At 48.8% G+C, this 16,590-nt stretch carries 14 protein-coding genes; 8 read left to right on the top strand and 6 right to left on the bottom strand.

Going from position 1 to position 16,590, the window contains the following annotated elements; all coding sequences use genetic code 11:
* On the top strand, positions 1 to 960 hold the full coding sequence (locus tag JOY44_RS17530) for a DUF6999 family protein (RefSeq protein WP_197985534.1): 960 nt from the start codon (positions 1 to 3) through the stop codon (positions 958 to 960).
* Here JOY44_RS17530 and dacB read toward each other — a convergent pair.
* On the bottom strand, positions 931 to 2,379 hold the full coding sequence (gene dacB, locus JOY44_RS17525) for a D-alanyl-D-alanine carboxypeptidase/D-alanyl-D-alanine-endopeptidase (RefSeq protein ID WP_207211194.1): 1,449 nt from the start codon (positions 2,377 to 2,379) through the stop codon (positions 931 to 933). The two genes, JOY44_RS17530 and dacB, sit on opposite strands and share 30 nt — an antisense overlap.
* A gap of 512 nt (positions 2,380 to 2,891) precedes the next feature.
* Between dacB and JOY44_RS17520 the strand changes: the two genes are divergently transcribed.
* Positions 2,892 to 4,145, top strand: coding sequence for an IS110 family transposase (locus JOY44_RS17520; protein ID WP_171574892.1), 1,254 nt, complete (start codon positions 2,892 to 2,894; stop codon positions 4,143 to 4,145).
* A gap of 323 nt (positions 4,146 to 4,468) precedes the next feature.
* Here JOY44_RS17520 and JOY44_RS17515 read toward each other — a convergent pair whose 3' ends face one another.
* Both JOY44_RS17515 and JOY44_RS17510 read right to left on the bottom strand, forming a co-directional pair.
* Complete coding sequence (locus tag JOY44_RS17515; RefSeq protein WP_171574891.1) at positions 4,469 to 4,942, bottom strand: DUF3368 domain-containing protein; 474 nt, start codon at positions 4,940 to 4,942, stop codon at positions 4,469 to 4,471.
* A complete protein-coding gene (locus JOY44_RS17510) occupies positions 4,939 to 5,217 on the bottom strand; it encodes a UPF0175 family protein (protein WP_171574890.1) in 279 nt (92 codons plus the stop codon). The genes JOY44_RS17515 and JOY44_RS17510 overlap by 4 nt, the downstream gene beginning before the upstream one ends.
* Positions 5,218 to 5,315: 98 nt before the next feature.
* Between JOY44_RS17510 and JOY44_RS17505 the strand changes: the two genes are divergently transcribed.
* Both JOY44_RS17505 and JOY44_RS17500 read left to right on the top strand, forming a co-directional pair.
* Positions 5,316 to 5,723, top strand: a complete 408-nt coding sequence (locus JOY44_RS17505) for a hypothetical protein (RefSeq protein ID WP_197985533.1) — start codon at positions 5,316 to 5,318, stop codon at positions 5,721 to 5,723.
* A 63-nt stretch (positions 5,724 to 5,786) separates the two neighbouring features.
* Entirely contained in the window at positions 5,787 to 8,501 is a 2,715-nt protein-coding gene (locus JOY44_RS17500; protein ID WP_171574889.1) for a tetratricopeptide repeat protein, read from the top strand.
* A gap of 112 nt (positions 8,502 to 8,613) precedes the next feature.
* Here the strand turns inward: JOY44_RS17500 and ilvB are convergent, their stop codons facing one another.
* Positions 8,614 to 10,449 carry a biosynthetic-type acetolactate synthase large subunit gene (ilvB, locus tag JOY44_RS17495; protein ID WP_171574888.1) on the bottom strand — a complete coding sequence of 612 codons (1,836 nt, stop codon included), beginning with the start codon at positions 10,447 to 10,449 and terminating at the stop codon, positions 8,614 to 8,616.
* Between the two features lie 254 nt (positions 10,450 to 10,703).
* Between ilvB and JOY44_RS17490 the strand changes: the two genes are divergently transcribed.
* The 4 genes from JOY44_RS17490 to JOY44_RS17475 all read left to right on the top strand — a co-directional run bounded on the left by JOY44_RS17490 (position 10,704) and on the right by JOY44_RS17475 (position 14,300).
* Positions 10,704 to 12,155: an MFS transporter gene (locus tag JOY44_RS17490; RefSeq protein ID WP_171574887.1), complete on the top strand. Its 1,452-nt coding sequence runs from the start codon at positions 10,704 to 10,706 to the stop codon at positions 12,153 to 12,155.
* 132 nt (positions 12,156 to 12,287) lie between these two features.
* The gene (locus JOY44_RS17485; protein ID WP_171574886.1) at positions 12,288 to 12,500 is read left to right on the top strand and encodes an acetyltransferase; all 213 of its coding nucleotides are present in this window, start codon (positions 12,288 to 12,290) and stop codon (positions 12,498 to 12,500) included.
* 169 nt (positions 12,501 to 12,669) lie between these two features.
* Positions 12,670 to 13,827 (top strand): hybrid sensor histidine kinase/response regulator, encoded by a 1,158-nt coding sequence (locus JOY44_RS17480; protein WP_171574885.1) that lies wholly within the window; start codon positions 12,670 to 12,672, stop codon positions 13,825 to 13,827.
* 119 nt (positions 13,828 to 13,946) lie between these two features.
* Positions 13,947 to 14,300, top strand: a complete 354-nt coding sequence (locus JOY44_RS17475; protein WP_171574884.1) for a response regulator transcription factor — start codon at positions 13,947 to 13,949, stop codon at positions 14,298 to 14,300.
* Between the two features lie 43 nt (positions 14,301 to 14,343).
* Here the strand turns inward: JOY44_RS17475 and JOY44_RS17470 are convergent, their stop codons facing one another.
* Positions 14,344 to 15,567: a sensor histidine kinase gene (locus tag JOY44_RS17470; RefSeq protein ID WP_171574883.1), complete on the bottom strand. Its 1,224-nt coding sequence runs from the start codon at positions 15,565 to 15,567 to the stop codon at positions 14,344 to 14,346.
* Positions 15,568 to 15,644: 77 nt separating this feature from the next.
* A complete protein-coding gene (locus tag JOY44_RS17465; protein ID WP_171574882.1) occupies positions 15,645 to 16,559 on the bottom strand; it encodes a pyridoxamine 5'-phosphate oxidase family protein in 915 nt (304 codons plus the stop codon).
* Positions 16,560 to 16,590: the final 31 nt, after the last annotated feature.

Raw genomic sequence — 16,590 nt, 5'->3', positions numbered from 1 at the left:
ATGACTGACCTTAAACAAACTGCGATTCCGCAGAATGGATCGATGGAAATCGCGCAAAGTGAATCTCTCATTCAGTCCCCGGCTTACACACCAGAACCCCACGATCGCCAAAATCCTAACGTCTGGGATGCACTCTATTTAGATACTGCCATTCCGGTTGATCCGATTGCCAAAGCTCATATGATTCGGGATTTGAGAAGCTGGACACGAGCCTATTTGCTGCTACCAATTAAGCTGATTGCCAATACGTTGTTGGCGTTAATCATGACAGTGAAGCGGCTGCTACCATTTCAGTTCAGCAACTATGTCCTGATGCATCGTTCTGCTGCATGGTTTCTCAAGCACTTCGTTTCGCCGGAAGCTTGCTATCTAATTGTTCGGCATATTTGCCTGGGTTCTAATATCGTTAATTTTTTAATTGAGAATGGACCTGATTCAACGATTGAATCATCTAAACTTTATCCGCATACAGTAGATGACTTAGCTGAAAATGCATTTTTAGAACACGATATAATTCTCTATAACTTCGTGTTGGACTATAGCAAAGCTCAACGAGAACATCCTAACTGGCTGCAACAAGTGCATCAAAAAGGATTGAGTTATGAAAGCATTCAGCCGATTGATTTAAATATCGATTTCAATCAGCGAAGTTGGCTGCAAGTATTAGATTTAGAATCAGCGATAGAGCTTTTCAAAGTGTTCTATTCACTTTGCCTAACGAGTGATGAATTTGAACGCGCCGTGCTGTCCCTAGAGTTTGATGAAAACTTTGGCTGTTATATTAGTCAACTCGTGGGTGACTACAACTGGAATCACGTCATTGCTAATCGAAATCCTTTAGCACCCGATAGTTCCTTTGGTTCAGCACGACGCTTGCTGCTACACGGCATTATTACAGAGTATCTGCATCGCCACTTAGAACTCCGAAAATTAGCACGATCGCAGCCGAGTCATGATTAGGACAATTTCATCAATAGCAGATCGAACCGTGGCGGTTGAAGTGCTGGGGTAGTTGGTCAGAATGCTAAACGCGATCGGTGGGTAATTGAGTGGGGTAAGGTAACCCGATAGGCTGGTAACTCCAGAAATGGTTCCTGTCTTCGCTTGCAGTCTACCTTGAGCAGCGGTGCCGCGAAAGCGATTTTTCAGTGTGCCACTTACCCCAGCAACGGGAAGCGAAGCCCGAAATACTTGGGCATTGGGTGATTGCGCCATACCTTGCAGAGTTTTGGTGAACGCCTCAGCGCTGGCACGGTTTTTATCCGCCAATCCTGACCCATCCACCATGGTGTATTGCATCGGCGGCACTCCCACGGCAAATAAGATCGGTTTGATCGCCGTAATGCCGCTAGCGGTCGCATCCAGGTTATCTAGGCTTTGGATGCCTACCGTTTTTAGCAACACTTCAGCATAGATATTGTTGCTCTCCTGGTTAGTTTCTTTCAGCAAGTCTGCCAACGTTGGCGAGTCTAACGAAACCAGCTCAACTTCCCCCGCTGGTGCTGGGGTTGTTTTCACTACTGTGGCTTGCGTTACCGTAATTTTTGCCTGGGTCAAAGCATTGCGAAATTTTTGAATCAGGTAATTACCGGGATTAGAGATCGATGTGGCGACCAATTCTGAGGCAGAGCCAGCGCGAAGTTGACCCTCAATGTTGATAACTGGTTGAGTGCGATCGCGCGCCACATCAAGCGATTCGCCCTGACTTGCGGATACCGTGACCGATTGATTGTTCAAGCGCCAATCGGGAGTATCTGTAGGGTCATCCCATTGCACTCGCAGCGGTTGCCCAACATTCTGGGGAAACAGTGTCAGTCCAATTCCGTTTTGGTTCAGCATTAAGCTGTTCACCGGTGCGCCGTAGCCTTGCAGCGTGTCGTCTGCATCCCAATTAGGGTTGGTGGCAGCACCTCGAAAATAGGTGTCATCACCCACCAGCAGAGCAACCTGACGAATTCCTTTTTGACTCAAGCGCTGCGCCAGCAGATTCAGGTGAGAGGTTTTTAAGCTAGGGTCACCCCGACCAATAATCCGTAGAGTCGCTAAGGTTGAGTTAGTGCTGTCGCCAGTCACCGAAGTGCGAATCCGGTAGGTTGCACCCAGTTTTTGCAACGCGGCAGCAGTCGTGAACAATTTATTGTTGGAAGCAGGAGCTAGTAGCGTCGTAGCATTTCGGGCATAGAGCGTTCGCCGGGTTGCCGGTGGACTGAGAGTTTGCACCTGAACTCCCCAACGTACAGCAGGTAGACGGCTAATGACTCGATTGATGTCAATCGGTAGTTGAGAGGCACACACTGAGGAAGCCGCAAGCAGTTGGGTAGGAACCACTGTGCTTGATGGTTTTGAAGGAGACTGAGCGATCGCAGGAATCGGTGACAACACTAAAATCCATGCACCCAATACAACCCTTGTTAAAATTATGTTTTTGATCACGCGATCGCGTCTCCTCACTCCACACCCCATCGACTAGACCTTATTATCGACCAAGTTGAGCCGTCGCAGATAACTCCTGATTCCTACAGATAAGCTCTCGGTGGTCAGTTGCAACGACTTTATGGGGAGACGACCAATAGAAAGGCAAAAGGAGACGACCATGCAGCGAGTGACAGCCCTGATGTCTACTAACATATCGTTCGCTCCTCATCCTTGAGCTAAACCGATTACAGAAAAGCTTAGAGTAAAAAGCGGGAGAGCCTGCCAGGGCTAGAGGACGACTATGCACTAGAAGTCATTCGATGACTACTAACATATCGAATCGACTCTCTGCCTTTGTCTTATCACAAAATAACGAATTCTCAGGGAATAAGGCTGTAACCGTTTCCATAATCTTTTCGCGGGTGGAGGCGGCAGGTTCTCTCGGTTCAATCAAAATCAATGGACTTTAATCTACCATGACAACTGATGATTATGTCGCTTACATCGGCATTGACTGGGCAGATCGGAAACACGATATTGCCCTCTATGACTGTGCCTCTGGCACCTGGCAAGAGAGCGTCATTCAAACCCGTCCTCAAGACATTTTAGATTGGGTCAATCAGCTCAGGCTTCGTTACGGTCAGGGTAAAATTGCCGTTGCCCTGGAACAGAAACGAGGTCCCTTGCTCTATGCTCTCTGTCAGTATGACAATTTAGTGTTGTTTCCGATTAATCCTCGCACGGTGGCAAACTACCGCAAAGCCTTCCAACCTTCTCGGGCTAAGTCAGACCCGGTGGATGCCCGCATCTTGGTCGAACTGATGCAGAAGCATCCCGAGAAATTAGAACGCTGGGTGACAGGCTGTCCTCAAATCCGCGCCCTCAGACAATGGGTGGAGTCGCGCCGGATGTTAGTGCAAGAGAAGGTCAGATTGACCAATCGCATCACTGCCTCTCTCAAGTCCTATTTCCCTCAAGTCCTCGATTGGTTTGAGGATAAGGACACCCGCCTGTTCTGTGACTTCCTCCAACAGTTCCCGGATGTCAAATCTGCTCAAGCGGCTACCTCACAGCAGTTGACCTTGTTCTTTCGCTCTCATACGGTGGTCAGGCGCACCGCGATCACCCGTCGCATCCAACAAATCCAAGATGCAGGTCCACCCTTGACACCAGACGAGGCGATCGTCGTGCCCGCGCAAGCCTTGACACTGGCACTGGTTGCTCTTTTGAAGGTCATCATCCAACAACTAACCCGCTTTAATGACACCATTGCCCACTTGTTTGAGGCACTCCCGGATGCGCCCTTATTTGCCGAGTTGCCAGGAGCAGGTCCCCATTTAGCACCCCGATTACTCGTGGCGTTTGGAGAAGATCGTTCCCGTTTCACTTCTGCACAAGCCTTCATGAGTTATGTGGGGATTGCTCCGGTTAAGGAGGAAAGTGGGAAGAAAAGATGGGTTCACTGGCGCTGGTCTTGTCCGATTTTCTTGAGGCAGACGTTTGTGGAATGGGTCAACCAGGCAAGACGGTTTTCGGCTTGGTCACAGGCGTTCTATGAACAGCAAAAACAAGCGGGCAAAAGTCATCAAAAAGCGATTCGATCGCTGGCTTACAAGTGGGGCAGAATTTTGTGGCGCTGTTGGCAGGACAACACTCCCTATGATGAGGAGAAGTATGTTGCTGCATTGAGACAGAAGCAATCACCGTTAGTCAAACGGTTGGCAATTTAGTCACTCATTTTCCTGACAAATGAAACCAGTTAAACATCAAATAAACAATGGAGAAATCAACAGAAAAAACAACTGCGAGACAAATGTAAAAATCAAGCAAGCCTGAAATAGGTAACTGAATAAATCTGAAGTTGAGAATAAAAACAATTCACTAACCAACTACAGACGATTTTGTTGGGCATCCAAAAGCAAGTAATACACCAAAACTAAAGGTTCAGACTTCTCTACTGACTCCGTCCACCTCAGGGACTATGTTAGCTGGCTTTTCCGTTCCGCTCCAGTTTAACTTCAAGTCTTATTGTTCGAGGACTCTAGTTTATTTGCTAATTCGGTGGTTTGTTTAGCAACGCCTGAATGATAGGACGGGAAACCCGAAAGTTTGTTTGTTGCAATTGTGCGATCGCTTCAGCAAGGTTGATCAAACCTTGAGTTGCGGCATCATCCAAAATTCCCAGGGTGCCGATTATGGAAATCCCACGCTCTTCTGCAATCCGTCGTCCCAAGCGTTCATCGATAATCAGCAGATCAGCGGGTAAAGTTTGAGCCAGGGTAATCGCTGCCTGTTCTCCAGAATCAAGGGTGTTGAGAGTTGTATCGGTTACGAGAACGGGTTGAACAGTGAGCCAGTCAGGAGGATTCGCAATCCATTGCTGAAGCACGGGTGGTGCATCTGGATCAACCATTTCATCCCGAACCACATCAGGAATGATGATTTGCTGGAATAGGCGGGGCAGTAGATCAATCTGGTTAATGAGCAGTAGATAGTTGATCGGTGAGGTATCGGCAACGACGATCATGAAGCGCTACTGGTGGGCTTTGCCCGTAACTGTTGGAGGGTTGTGCGATCGCGCTCCAAATCAGCCTCATCGTAATGCAAATCAGCAAGGTGCTGTTTCAAAAAGGCATCGATCGCCCAGCGAGAGGGTAGTCCCAGAATCCGACCCACTTCAGCATGGGTAATTTTCTCAGTTTGATAGGCTTGGATCACCAGCGCTTCTAGAATCTCACGGGCGAGAAGATCAGGCTTAAAGTGCTGAATGAGCTCTTCAGGGAGATCGATTGTGATTTTCATAACCTAGGCTCCATGATGAAGTTATGAAGCTGCCTTACCTAATATTCTACCTGCCATAATTAGGTAGCTGAAGTAATTAAACTCTGGAGCGGCTGATAGTGGAACCTATAACGACCCTGACGGCAACAGCGATCGCTACGATAATTGCGACTAAAGCATTTGAGAAGACGGGCGAGAAAATCGGTGAAGCGGTTGGAGGCTTAATACCCAAGTTCCTCAGGGCTTTGCGGCGTAAAGATCCCAAAACGGCTGATGCCATTGCTACCGTAGCACAGCAGCCACAGTTGGCAGAACAGCAGCCCCAGGATTATGGTACTGCCGTCCTAGTTGCTAAGGTTGAGGAAGCTGCTAAAGATGATGTCTCACTGAAACAGGTGATTGAGGAGCTTGCCACAACCGCTAAAGCTCAGCACCCCATCATTAACAACTTTGCCCAGCTTCAAGAGAAGGGCATCATTATTCAAGGTGGAGAACCGGACTTTAGAGGTTCAACATTCACCTTTTGACTTCAGTCGTCGGCATCGGGAACCGATAAAGTAAATCCTGCACAACTGATATACAGTGACCCGGTGCCCGATCTGCGAATCTTTCAAGGACGGGAAACTGAACTCTCGCAACTCAATACCTGGCTAACCGATCCAGCCGTCTCGATGGTTGGCATTCGGGGTGAGGGCGGCATCGGCAAATCGACGTTGATGGCAAAAGTGTTTGCTGAGAGCCTGGGGTTTGCAGGTAAGTTTTGGGCTGATGTGCGAACGGGCACGTCGATCTCCGCGTTGGCAGAACGATCGCTGCAAGAGTTGGGTGTGTTGCCGGAACAGGTGCGATCGCTAGAAGAAAAGGATTTGATTCCCCGACTGTTACGGCAGTTGCAGCAGGGGCGCTATTTGCTGGCGATCGACAACCTGGAATCGGTGCTGACGGCAGAGGGAGACTGGCGAGGGGGCTACGAAGATTTTCTGGATGGTTTTCAGAACTTGGGTAGCGAGAGTGTGTTGCTGCTGGCAGGGCGAGAATATCCTCAGAAGTATCATGGTTGGCGACACTCTCGCTGGCTGACGGTAGATCAGGGCTTAACGCCCAGTGAAGGAGCCGCACTGCTGGAAAGCTTGGAAGTTGCAGACACGATCGAAAACCGAGCCACAATATCGGAGCAAGTCCAGGGGAATCCACTCGCCCTGTCATTGATTGCCGGCTGGCTGCGGGATGAATATCGCCAACCCGCAGAACGGCTGGTTTGTCACTTGAGCCAGCACACTGATCTGTTTCAACTGGAAGGCAAGCATCGGGGGGAGGCAAACATCAGTGTGGATAGGGTTTTGCAGTGGAGCGTTGACCGCCTCACCCCAGCACAGAGGTATCTTTTAACCCAGGTAAGCGTTTTGCGCAGGGCATTTGAGGCGGAACTGGCAACCGCTTTGGTGCTAGAGCCACCCGTCAGCGATCCCGATTTACATGATTTAGAGCGGCGATCGCTCCTGCAAGAACTCCCCAAGCTCAAGCCAGATGGACAACGACTGTTTCAACTTCAGCCCCGCATCCGCGAGTTTGTCCAAAAACAGGGAACTGATCTGACCCCAGCCCACGAACGCGCGATTGTCTATTTCTGGAGCCAGCGCCAGACCGAATTTGCCCCAGAGGATACCCATGCCGCCATCACTGAATATGCAGAAACGTTCTATCACCTGTGCCAGTTGGGGCACTATGCTGATGCCGCAGCTACCGTATTTGCCTGTGATGCGTTTTTGCGACGACGTGGATATTATCAACTCCTGGTTGACCTTTACACCCCACTCTACACCGACTGGCAACCTACGCCAGAGCAGCAGACCTACGCCGCTGTTTGCACCAATCTGGGGAATGCATACAAGTCATTAGGGCAATACCCACAGGCAATCGCCTTCCATCGGCAGTCCTTAGCGATTACACGCGAGATTGGCGATCGCAACAGTGAAGCTAACTCGTTAATAAGTCTGGGGAATGCATACGAGTCCTTAGGGCAATACCCACAGGCAATCGACTTCTATCAGCAGTCCTTAACGATTACACGCGAGATTGGCGCTTGCCATGGTGAAGCTGCCTCGTTAGGCAATTTGGGGATTGCATATAAGTCATTAGGGCAATACCCGCAGGCAATCGACTTCTATCAGAAGTCCCTAGTGATTAAACGCAAGATTGGCGATCGCAACGGTGAAGCGAACTCGTTAGGCAATCTGGGGAATGCGTACCAGTCCTTAGGGCAATACCCGCAGGCAATCGACTTTCAACAGCAGTCCTTAGCGATTCAACGCGAGATTGGTGACCGCAACGGTAAAGCGAACTCGTTATGTAATCTGGGGAATGCGTACCAGTCCTTAGGGAAATACCCGCAAGCGATCGAGTTCTGTCAGCAGTCCTTAACGATTCAACGTGAGATTGGCGATTGCCAGGGTGAAGCGAACTCGTTATGTAATCTGGGGAATGCGTACCAGTCCTTAGGGCAATACCCGCAGGCGATCAACTTCCAGCAGCAGTCCCTAGCGATTCAACGCGAGATTGGTGATCGCCGCGGTGAAGCTACCTCGTTAATTGGTCTAGGGAATACCTACGTTTCCTTAGGGCAATACCCGCAGGCGATCAACTTCTATCAGCAGTCCCTAGCGATTCAACGCGAGATTGGCGGTCGCAACGGTGAAGCGAACTCGTTAATTGGTCTAGGGAATGCCTACGCTTCCTTAGGGCAATACCCGCAGGCGATCAACTTCTATCAGCAGTCCCTAGCGATTCAACCCGAGATTGGTGATCGCAACGGTGAAGCGAACTCGTTATGTAATCTGGGGAATGCGTACCAGTCCTTAGGGAAATACCCGCAAGCGATCGAGTTCTGTCAGCAGTCCTTAACGATTCAACGTGAGATTGGCGATCGCCACGGTGAGGGGTTGTCACTGTTTAACATGGGGTATGCGCTGGCTCGGCTCAATCAGCATTATGAGGCGTTGCAGAGCTTTCAACAGGCATTGGCAATTTATGAAGCGCTAAAGCTAGACTATAGGGTTGAGCAATGCAAAACCGCCATTGCAGAACAAAATCAAATTATTGCAGTTCAACCGCGCACGGCACCTACTATTGGCACCAAGAGACACAAAGATGATGATTTGTATACCAAGAGCTTGCCTACCAAAAGAAAAACATCTGCTGCACTGTCTTCTCGCCCCATGCAGAACTGGTGGCTGTGGTTTGCGGTGGGGTTGGCGGATCGCACTCCTCATCTGGTGGCTAAAACGGTAAGCACTGTCAGAACTTGACTGATGGACTATGGGGGCGATCGCCCTCAGTCACTACCTTTAGCAAAATCTGGTTAAAGCGCAGCAAAAAGGGTGAGCAATGCCCACCCTCGTTTGATTATCCGATCGATTTCTATGCTTTGGTGCCGCATTCAGAGCAGAAGCGGTTTGTGGAAAGGATCTTTGCACCACAACTGGTGCAATGAACTAATTGTGGAGTTTTTTCGAGGTGTTTGTGTTCCGGTAAGCCAACCATCTGGGCATTATTTTTCCCGGCGGGCACCATGGGATAGCAGTTTTCATCCCGCTTTACCCGCACATCCATCAGCACGGGACCTGGATGCGCCAGCAGTTCTGAGATCGCGCCCTTTAACTCATCGCGCGATCGAACAACCATTCCCTTAATGCCAAATGCTTCTGCCAGCTTGGCAAAATCGGGCATACTGGGCAGCATGTTGGATTGAGAATAGCGCTCGTCGTAGAATGCCTCTTGCCACTGGCGCACCATGCCCTGCCAGCCATTGTTGATGATGATCGTTTTTGCAGCAATGCCGTATTGTGCCAAAGTTCCCAGTTCTTGCAGGTTCATTTGAAAGCTAGCATCGCCGCTGATACAGATAACCTCTTCATCGGGCAATGCCACCTTGGCACCCATCGCCGCCGGCATCCCAAAGCCCATGGTGCCCAATCCTGCACTAGAAATCCAGCGACGAGGACCGTTTTTAAGAAACTGGGCTGCCCACATTTGGTGCTGCCCCACATCGGTGGTGTAGTAGGCGTGGGGTGCTTGAGTGGCGACTTCCACAATCACCTCTTGAGGCGAGAGGCTATCCGCATAGTGCGGCACAACCAAAGGGTAATCTTCCCGCCACAGATTGATGCGGTTCAGCCACGCTCGATTGCGATCGCTTTCAAATCTGTCGCCATCCTCTTTACTACGACGCAGCATGTCAATTACAACGTTGCGGACATCTCCCACAATGGGCACATCAGGGGCACGATTTTTGCCCACTTCTGCCGGGTCAATGTCAATATGAATTACCTTGGCGCGCGCTGCAAATTCATCCAGCTTGCCCGTCACCCGGTCGTCAAAGCGGGCACCCACCGCGATTAGCAAATCGCATTCCATCACAGCAAAGTTGGCATAAGCCGTGCCGTGCATTCCTAACATACCGACTGACAACGGATGGTGTTCATCAAAGGAACCCAAGCCCATCAATGTAGTCGTAACAGGCAAGTTGAACAATTCTGCTAACTGCTGAATTTCCGCATAGGCATTGGCAGCGATCGCCCCCCCGCCCACATACAGCAACGGCTGTTTTGCCTCACGAATCAACCGCAGCGCATTGGCAATCTGATTTGGATGCCCCTTCACGGTCGGACGATAACCCGGCATTTTGACAGATCCAGCTTCCACAGGCACATAGTCAAATTCTTCTGCGCCCACATCTTTGGGAATATCTACCAAAACTGGACCGGGACGACCTGTGCTAGCCACATAAAAGGCTTCGGCGATCGTTTGCGCCATGTCTCTCGGGTCACGCACGACGTAGGAATGTTTCACAATCGGCAGTGTAATGCCGTAAATGTCGGTTTCTTGAAAGGCATCCGTGCCGATCGCATGGCGAGGAACCTGCCCGGTAATGAACACCATTGGGATCGAGTCCATGTGAGCCGTGGCAATTCCAGTCACTAGATTAGTGGCACCGGGACCAGAAGTCGCGAAACACACACCCACTCTGCCAGTGGCACGGGCATATCCATCTGCGGCATGAGCAGCGCCCTGTTCGTGCCGCGCTAAAATGTGCCGAAGTTCCCCACGGGCCTCAAAGCGGTAAAGCTCATCATAAATCGGCAGAATGGCACCACCAGGATAACCAAAAAGGTCAGTCACACCATGGCGCTTTAAGCTATCCATTAATGCGTAAGCGCCCGTTGCCCGTTGAACCGCGACACGTTGAAGTTGCACAGAAATATCCTCGTCAGTCTTCAGATGTTTTTGTATCGAATGCTGCATTAATGCTTGAAGCCCAGTCTAGAGTGGATTTTGATTTTCTGTCGAGAAAATCTCGGTCAAAGTCAAGCCTATGACTTCTAGATTGTCCATTTCATCAGCATTTAGCTAGATAGTCCCTGATTTTAACATCAGCTTCCGATGACATTTGAAGAGATTGTAACGAAAGTTTTTCCATACCTTGCACCTTACATAAATAGAAACGTTTCATGGTTCCAAATTCTGACCCGATCGCCCCTAATCTGTCCTTTGAGCAACGGCTAGATGCCTCTGATCTCACCCGTCCGATGAAGTGGTTGTGGGCATTATCCGCTGGTTTGATTGCGCTGGATGGCTTCGATTTTTTCATTATTGGCGTTGCCCTTCCTTTTTTACAGCAAGATTTTGGTTTGGGTACGGCGGAAGTTGGCGCGATCGCCGTGGCAGCTTTGGCGGGGTCACTGGTGGGGTCGCTGATTTTGGGATCGATCACCGATCGCGTGGGGCGGCAGCGAATGCTGATTGTGGATATAATCCTGTTTTTGGTCGCAACAACAGGAACGGTGATTGCCTGGAATGCAACATCCCTGATTGTCTTCCGGTTTTTGGTCGGCGTGGCGATCGGAGCCGACTATCCCATTAGCGTTGCTTACATCACGGAGAATGTGCCGGCTCGATTGCGCGGTCGCATGGTGATTGGGGCGTTTACCTTTCAGGCAGTGGGGGCACTGTTAGGGGCGGTGACGGGACTGGTCGTGATCTATGGGTTTCAAGCGCTATATCCCGATTCAATCCAGCCTGCGATCGCCTATGCATGGCGCTGGATGTTAGGAGTCGGGTTGGTGTTGGCGATCTCGGTCGGCATTTTACGGTTCAGCTTTTTGCTAGAAAGCCCCAGCTACTATTTAGCGCGAGGCGACTATAAATCCGCTTCTAAAGCCGCGTCGATTTTACTAGAGCAGGCGATCGTCCTTACGCCAGATACCGACCCACCCAATCAAACACCCAAACTTGCCTTTGCCGATTTGTTCTCATCTGCCTATCGCCGCAACACGCTGTTTGCTTCTATTCCCTGGTTTTTGCAAGACATTGCGACCTATGGCATTGGTATCTTTACGCCCGTTATTTTGGCAGCGCTGGCGTTCACGACCGAAGACAGCCTATTAGCGAGAGAATTCGCCGCTGCTCAAGGTTCCGCAATTGTGGATCTGTTTTTGGTTGCAGGTTTCTTGTTGGCAGTGCTGCTGGTCGATCGCCTGGGTCGCATTCGTCTACAAATCATCGGCTTTTTAGGAATGGCGATCGGCTTAACCATTTTGGCGATCGCCAGCCTACTTCATTTGCCGCCCAGATGGAATTTAGCCGTTATATTCCTAGGCTTCCTCATCTATAACCTGATGATGAACATGGGTCCCAACTCCACCACCTTTTTACTATCTGGCGAAGTGTTTCTATCATCCATTCGCGCCACTGGAGCGGGGTTTGCAGGCGCGATCGCCAAAGCCGGAGCCATCTTAGGCACATTTACACTGCCGTTTATCAGAAAAGCGGGGGGCGAGACGACCTTGCTTTTCCTGCTAGTGTGGGTCTGTTTGTTCGCAGCCGGGATGACTTATTTATTACGGATTGATGGAGTGGGCAATCAAGCAACCTTAAAGCAGAACAAAACTGAGCAGTTATAAAACATGGTGATGCGTGTATAAAATAAATGCTACTTAAGATAGAAAAACTGATCGACCGAATGGTCTATGCTCAATGATGAATTAATTTAGCGATAAATTAATGACTTAAACTATTGCTTTTGGATTAAAAAAATGTTTTTGAAGAGTAAGAAAGACGGTGCGCTCATCAAAGTTTTGGATGCTGAAGCTGTAATCAATCCAATGAAGCCGACTATTTCTGGAAGGATTCAAGATGGGCAGGAAGAACAAGATCCTGAGGAATTTGACAAAGCTAACTTAACTTTTCCATCCGACGAAAATTTGCCCCAATGTTGGACAGACCCAGATTATCAAAGCTCTTTATAGGCTAGCTGAAGTTATGTCCATTAGCAGAATAATTAGTAGCAACTTGACAAACTGATGAGTCGTATAATGTTTGACCAATTGGTACTGACTATTCAGTATTAAACAAGCTAGCTTTTAGGGTGGAAGGTAATTACTTAAAAAAGTATTTAACGGGCTTTTTGAAAAACATATGCTTGCCAATCAGGTTCTTACAGGGAATATTTTAGTAGTTGACGACTCGGCTGATAACCGATTTTTGATACAAACAACGTTGGAATATGGTGGATATGAAGTTGCATTAGCCGAGAATGGCAAGACAGCTTTAGAGAAGGTTGAGGAACTTCTACCAGATTTGATTTTGTTAGATGTCATGATGCCCGGAATGGATGGCTATGAGGTGACTCGGCGAATTCGTCAAGATGCAGATCATCTTCCCTATATTCCGATTCTACTGATTACGGCGGATGAGCGATCCAGCGTAGTGAAAGGATTGGATATGGGAGCGGATGATTTTATTCGCAAACCTGTGGATGTAGATGAACTCTTGGCGCGAGTGCGATCGCTAATGCGGCTCAAACGTAGCATTGATGAACGAGACCGTATGGTGCGCCAGCAAGATGATTTTGTCATGCGGTTGACTCACGACTTGCGAACTCCTTTAGTTGCAGCAGATCGAATGCTGGGATTGTTTCATCAAGAGGTGTTGGGTCCGCTATCAGACGATATGAGTGAAGCGGTAGGTAGCATGGTCAAGAGCAACAGTAATCTGTTGCAAATGGTCAACACTTTACTAGAAGTATATCGGCATGATGCTGGCTCAAAAACACTTACCTTTGTGCCCTGCAATCTGCGGGAGATTGTGGATGAGGTGGTTCATGAATTATCACCTTTAGCAACAGACCGAGGTTTGACGCTCATTGCTGAGATAGATAAGACCGAGATTGAAAAGAGTGAAAATTTGCAAGATGCCGCCACCGTCATGGGCGATCGCCTGGAGTTGCGCCGCGTTTTGACTAATTTGGTTGGCAATGCAATTAAGTTTACTGATAAGGGATGGGTAAAGGTTCGCTTGGTTGAACCGATGGCAGTGGACACTGCAACAGGCAGCAATCCTACTATGCCTTCAATCCGGCTTGAAGTGAGTGATAGTGGCACTGGAATTGCATTAGAAGAGCAGCAAGCATTATTTAAGCGATTTCGTCAGGGAAACCATAAGCGAGCAGGCAGCGGCTTAGGGCTTTATTTGTCACGTCGAATTATTGAATCGCATCAAGGAAACATTCAGCTTCAATCTGAACCCGGAAAAGGCAGTGTATTTACCATCCATTTACCCGCGATCGCACAATAAAACGCCATTAAATTGACTTTCAACAGTTAGCTTGGAGTTTACTTTTAATCAGGGATTGCAATTCTCATCAGTCACAACCTTTATCAATCGTACTCAAGGTTTTTACTATTGAATTTTTCATGAAACATATTCTGGTTGTTGACGATATTGTTGATAATTCCGACTTGCTTCAAACATTTCTGGAATCGGAAGGCTATCAGACTGACGTTGCCAACAGTGGTGCGATCGCCTTAAAAAAGATTGCGGCACATCCCCCCGCCCTGATATTGCTAGATGTAATGATGCCCGGAATGAGTGGGTATGAAGTTGTTCAGCAGGTTCGCCACAATCTAAAATTATCGATGCCAATATTGCTAGTTACGGGTAATGATCAGGCTGCAATGGCAGAGTCAAAGGTAGAAGACGAGGATCTTATTCGTAAGCCAATTGATTTTGACAGGTTGTTAAACCGTATTCAAACGTTGCTCAATTGAAGTTTTTGCAATACGAACCTCGCGATCGCGTGAGGCAGTTTAGTTAACCTAAAGCTACAACTTGAGGATCGAAACTATCTACCACCATGGTCTGGGGCAATATGATCGCAAAGGTTGAACCCATACCAACCTGGGAAGTAAGATGAATTTCGCCCTGTAGTAGTTTCACAAGTTGAGCCACGATCGCCAATCCTAAACCCGTGCTATCAGGAAGGGGAGGTTGACGAGGTGAGGTGACTTGATAGAAAGGCTCAAAAATTTGGGATTGCTCTTCTACAGCAATGCCGATACCAGTATCCGTAACCGCAACTTCCCAAGTGTCGTTCTCTAGCGATCGACAAGCCAAAGTAATGCTGCCCGCTTCGGTATAGCGAATCGCATTACTGAGTAAATTGATTAGCACCTGCTGAAGCCTAAATCCATCGGTCAGCACTTCCTCAGGAGCGTTATCGCAAGCCAACACAAATTTTAAGCTACGAGCATCAACCAGCGGTTGAATCACTTCAACCACAGCTTGAAGAATTTCCTGAACATCAACTAATGCTGGATGAGCCTGTATTTTGTTAGCATCCGATCGCGCTAGCTCAAGCGCATCATTAATCAAATGCAGGAGTTGACGACCATTCCGCAACACCCGCTCAATGTGGTCAATATTTGGCGCTGTATCTTTTACTTCGATTCGGCGCTGTTGTCGCAAAAATAATTCAGCGTAGCCAATAATGGAGTTAAGCGGCGTTTTTAGCTCATGCGCTAGCATAGACAGGTTTTCTTGATTTGCCCGAATCAACCGATTTAGCTCTTGCACAGTTAATGTAAGCTGACTTTGAAGCTGTTCTAGCTCTCGGACTCGTTCTTGCACATAGCTCTTGAAGCACTGAGCGATTGCGGCATCAACCACAGCCGATATCAACGACATCGCTCGAAACAGTTCTATTGTGGTTCCTTTCAGTAACTCATCTTGCAGGTTTGTCAAAATGAGTGTCCGCAATAAATGATATTCGCGCACAATTTCCGTCGGGTCAAAGCCTTGTTCCGCTCTCAAAGCTCCGTGCAGAAAGCTCACTTGAGTGATCGCCTCAACATCGTTAGTTTGATCTTCCGCTAATACCGTCACCATGGCTTCTAGCACATGCGGAATATGATCGCGAATGGCATTGCGAGAAAGATCATTCGTGCTGGCAATTAGGCGATCGCGAACAACGGCCTCGACCCATTGAGCTGTAATTGTTTCTGTTCTGTCAGCTAGCAGTTGACTAAAATCTTTCATGGACAAAACTCTCGTTCACGAACGATTTAATCAGTCTAAGGGGTCTAGACATAAAATGAAATAAAGCTGGGTGCGGGTTACCCCAGAGGCAAACCGCCCTCCACGCGATAGCCACTGGAAAGATGAAAACGGAATAATCGCTCTGCTCCTTCGTAGGCGCTGATTTCCGCCCCTTTCCAGATCACCTCAGCAGTGCCGGTAAGATAGAGCAAATCACCCTGCTCAAAATCGATAAACAGCAGACCCGCACGCGGATTTAGCTCCAGGTTACCGAAAGTATTAAAGTGACCATTGCCCGAAAAATCTGGCACGGTTAAAGTTTGGGCATCGTCGATTCGCACAAAACCGGGTTTGCCGCCCCGATGAGATACGTCTACACCGCTGGCAGTTCCGGCTGAAGCAGCTTGATAGGCAGTCGCAATGAAGAAAGTACCAGCGGCGGCAATCAGCTTGCGTTCGGGAGTGCCCAGTGTTGCGATCGCCTGAATTGGTTTAGACACTAGCGGATCAAAATCATTCAGCTCAACCATCCGGGTTTGAATGTATTGGGGGCAGTTGCCAAAACTTTGCCCTACTTGAATAACAAAGCCATCTGCATCCATTGCTGCAACGGTGCCATTCAGTCGATTGCGGCGGCGCGTGTGCAGTTCAATTCCCAGTAAGCCGATGTCAATGCCGTCCGCAAGGGTCGTGACTAGCGGCTCGCCAAACAGCGGTTTTGCGGTTACTCGTAAGGTGCGATTGTCTGGCGAGGAGAGAAAGCCCGGTTTTCCCACCAGAATGGAGGCCCAAGGAGAATCTGATCCATCCACCGTGCCCACAATTAGGTAAGGCAGTTGAGCAAAAAACTGACGATGTTGATCGGCGAGATAGTCCCGAATCACTTGCCGTCCCTGCTTGTCCATTTGGTTTTGTATTCCTAGTCGGGCTTGAATTGCCCGTTCACCCACGTGGAAGGGCGATTCTGCTTGTAACCAGCCTGGAGTTGCCATGGTTCATTTTCCTTTATCACGCTGTTGTGAT

Origin of the sequence: Leptolyngbya sp. Cla-17, assembly GCF_016807185.1 — a bacterium.
Lineage (GTDB): Bacteria > Cyanobacteriota > Cyanobacteriia > Leptolyngbyales > Leptolyngbyaceae > ULC077BIN1.
This window is presented reverse-complemented; position numbering and strand designations above follow the sequence as displayed.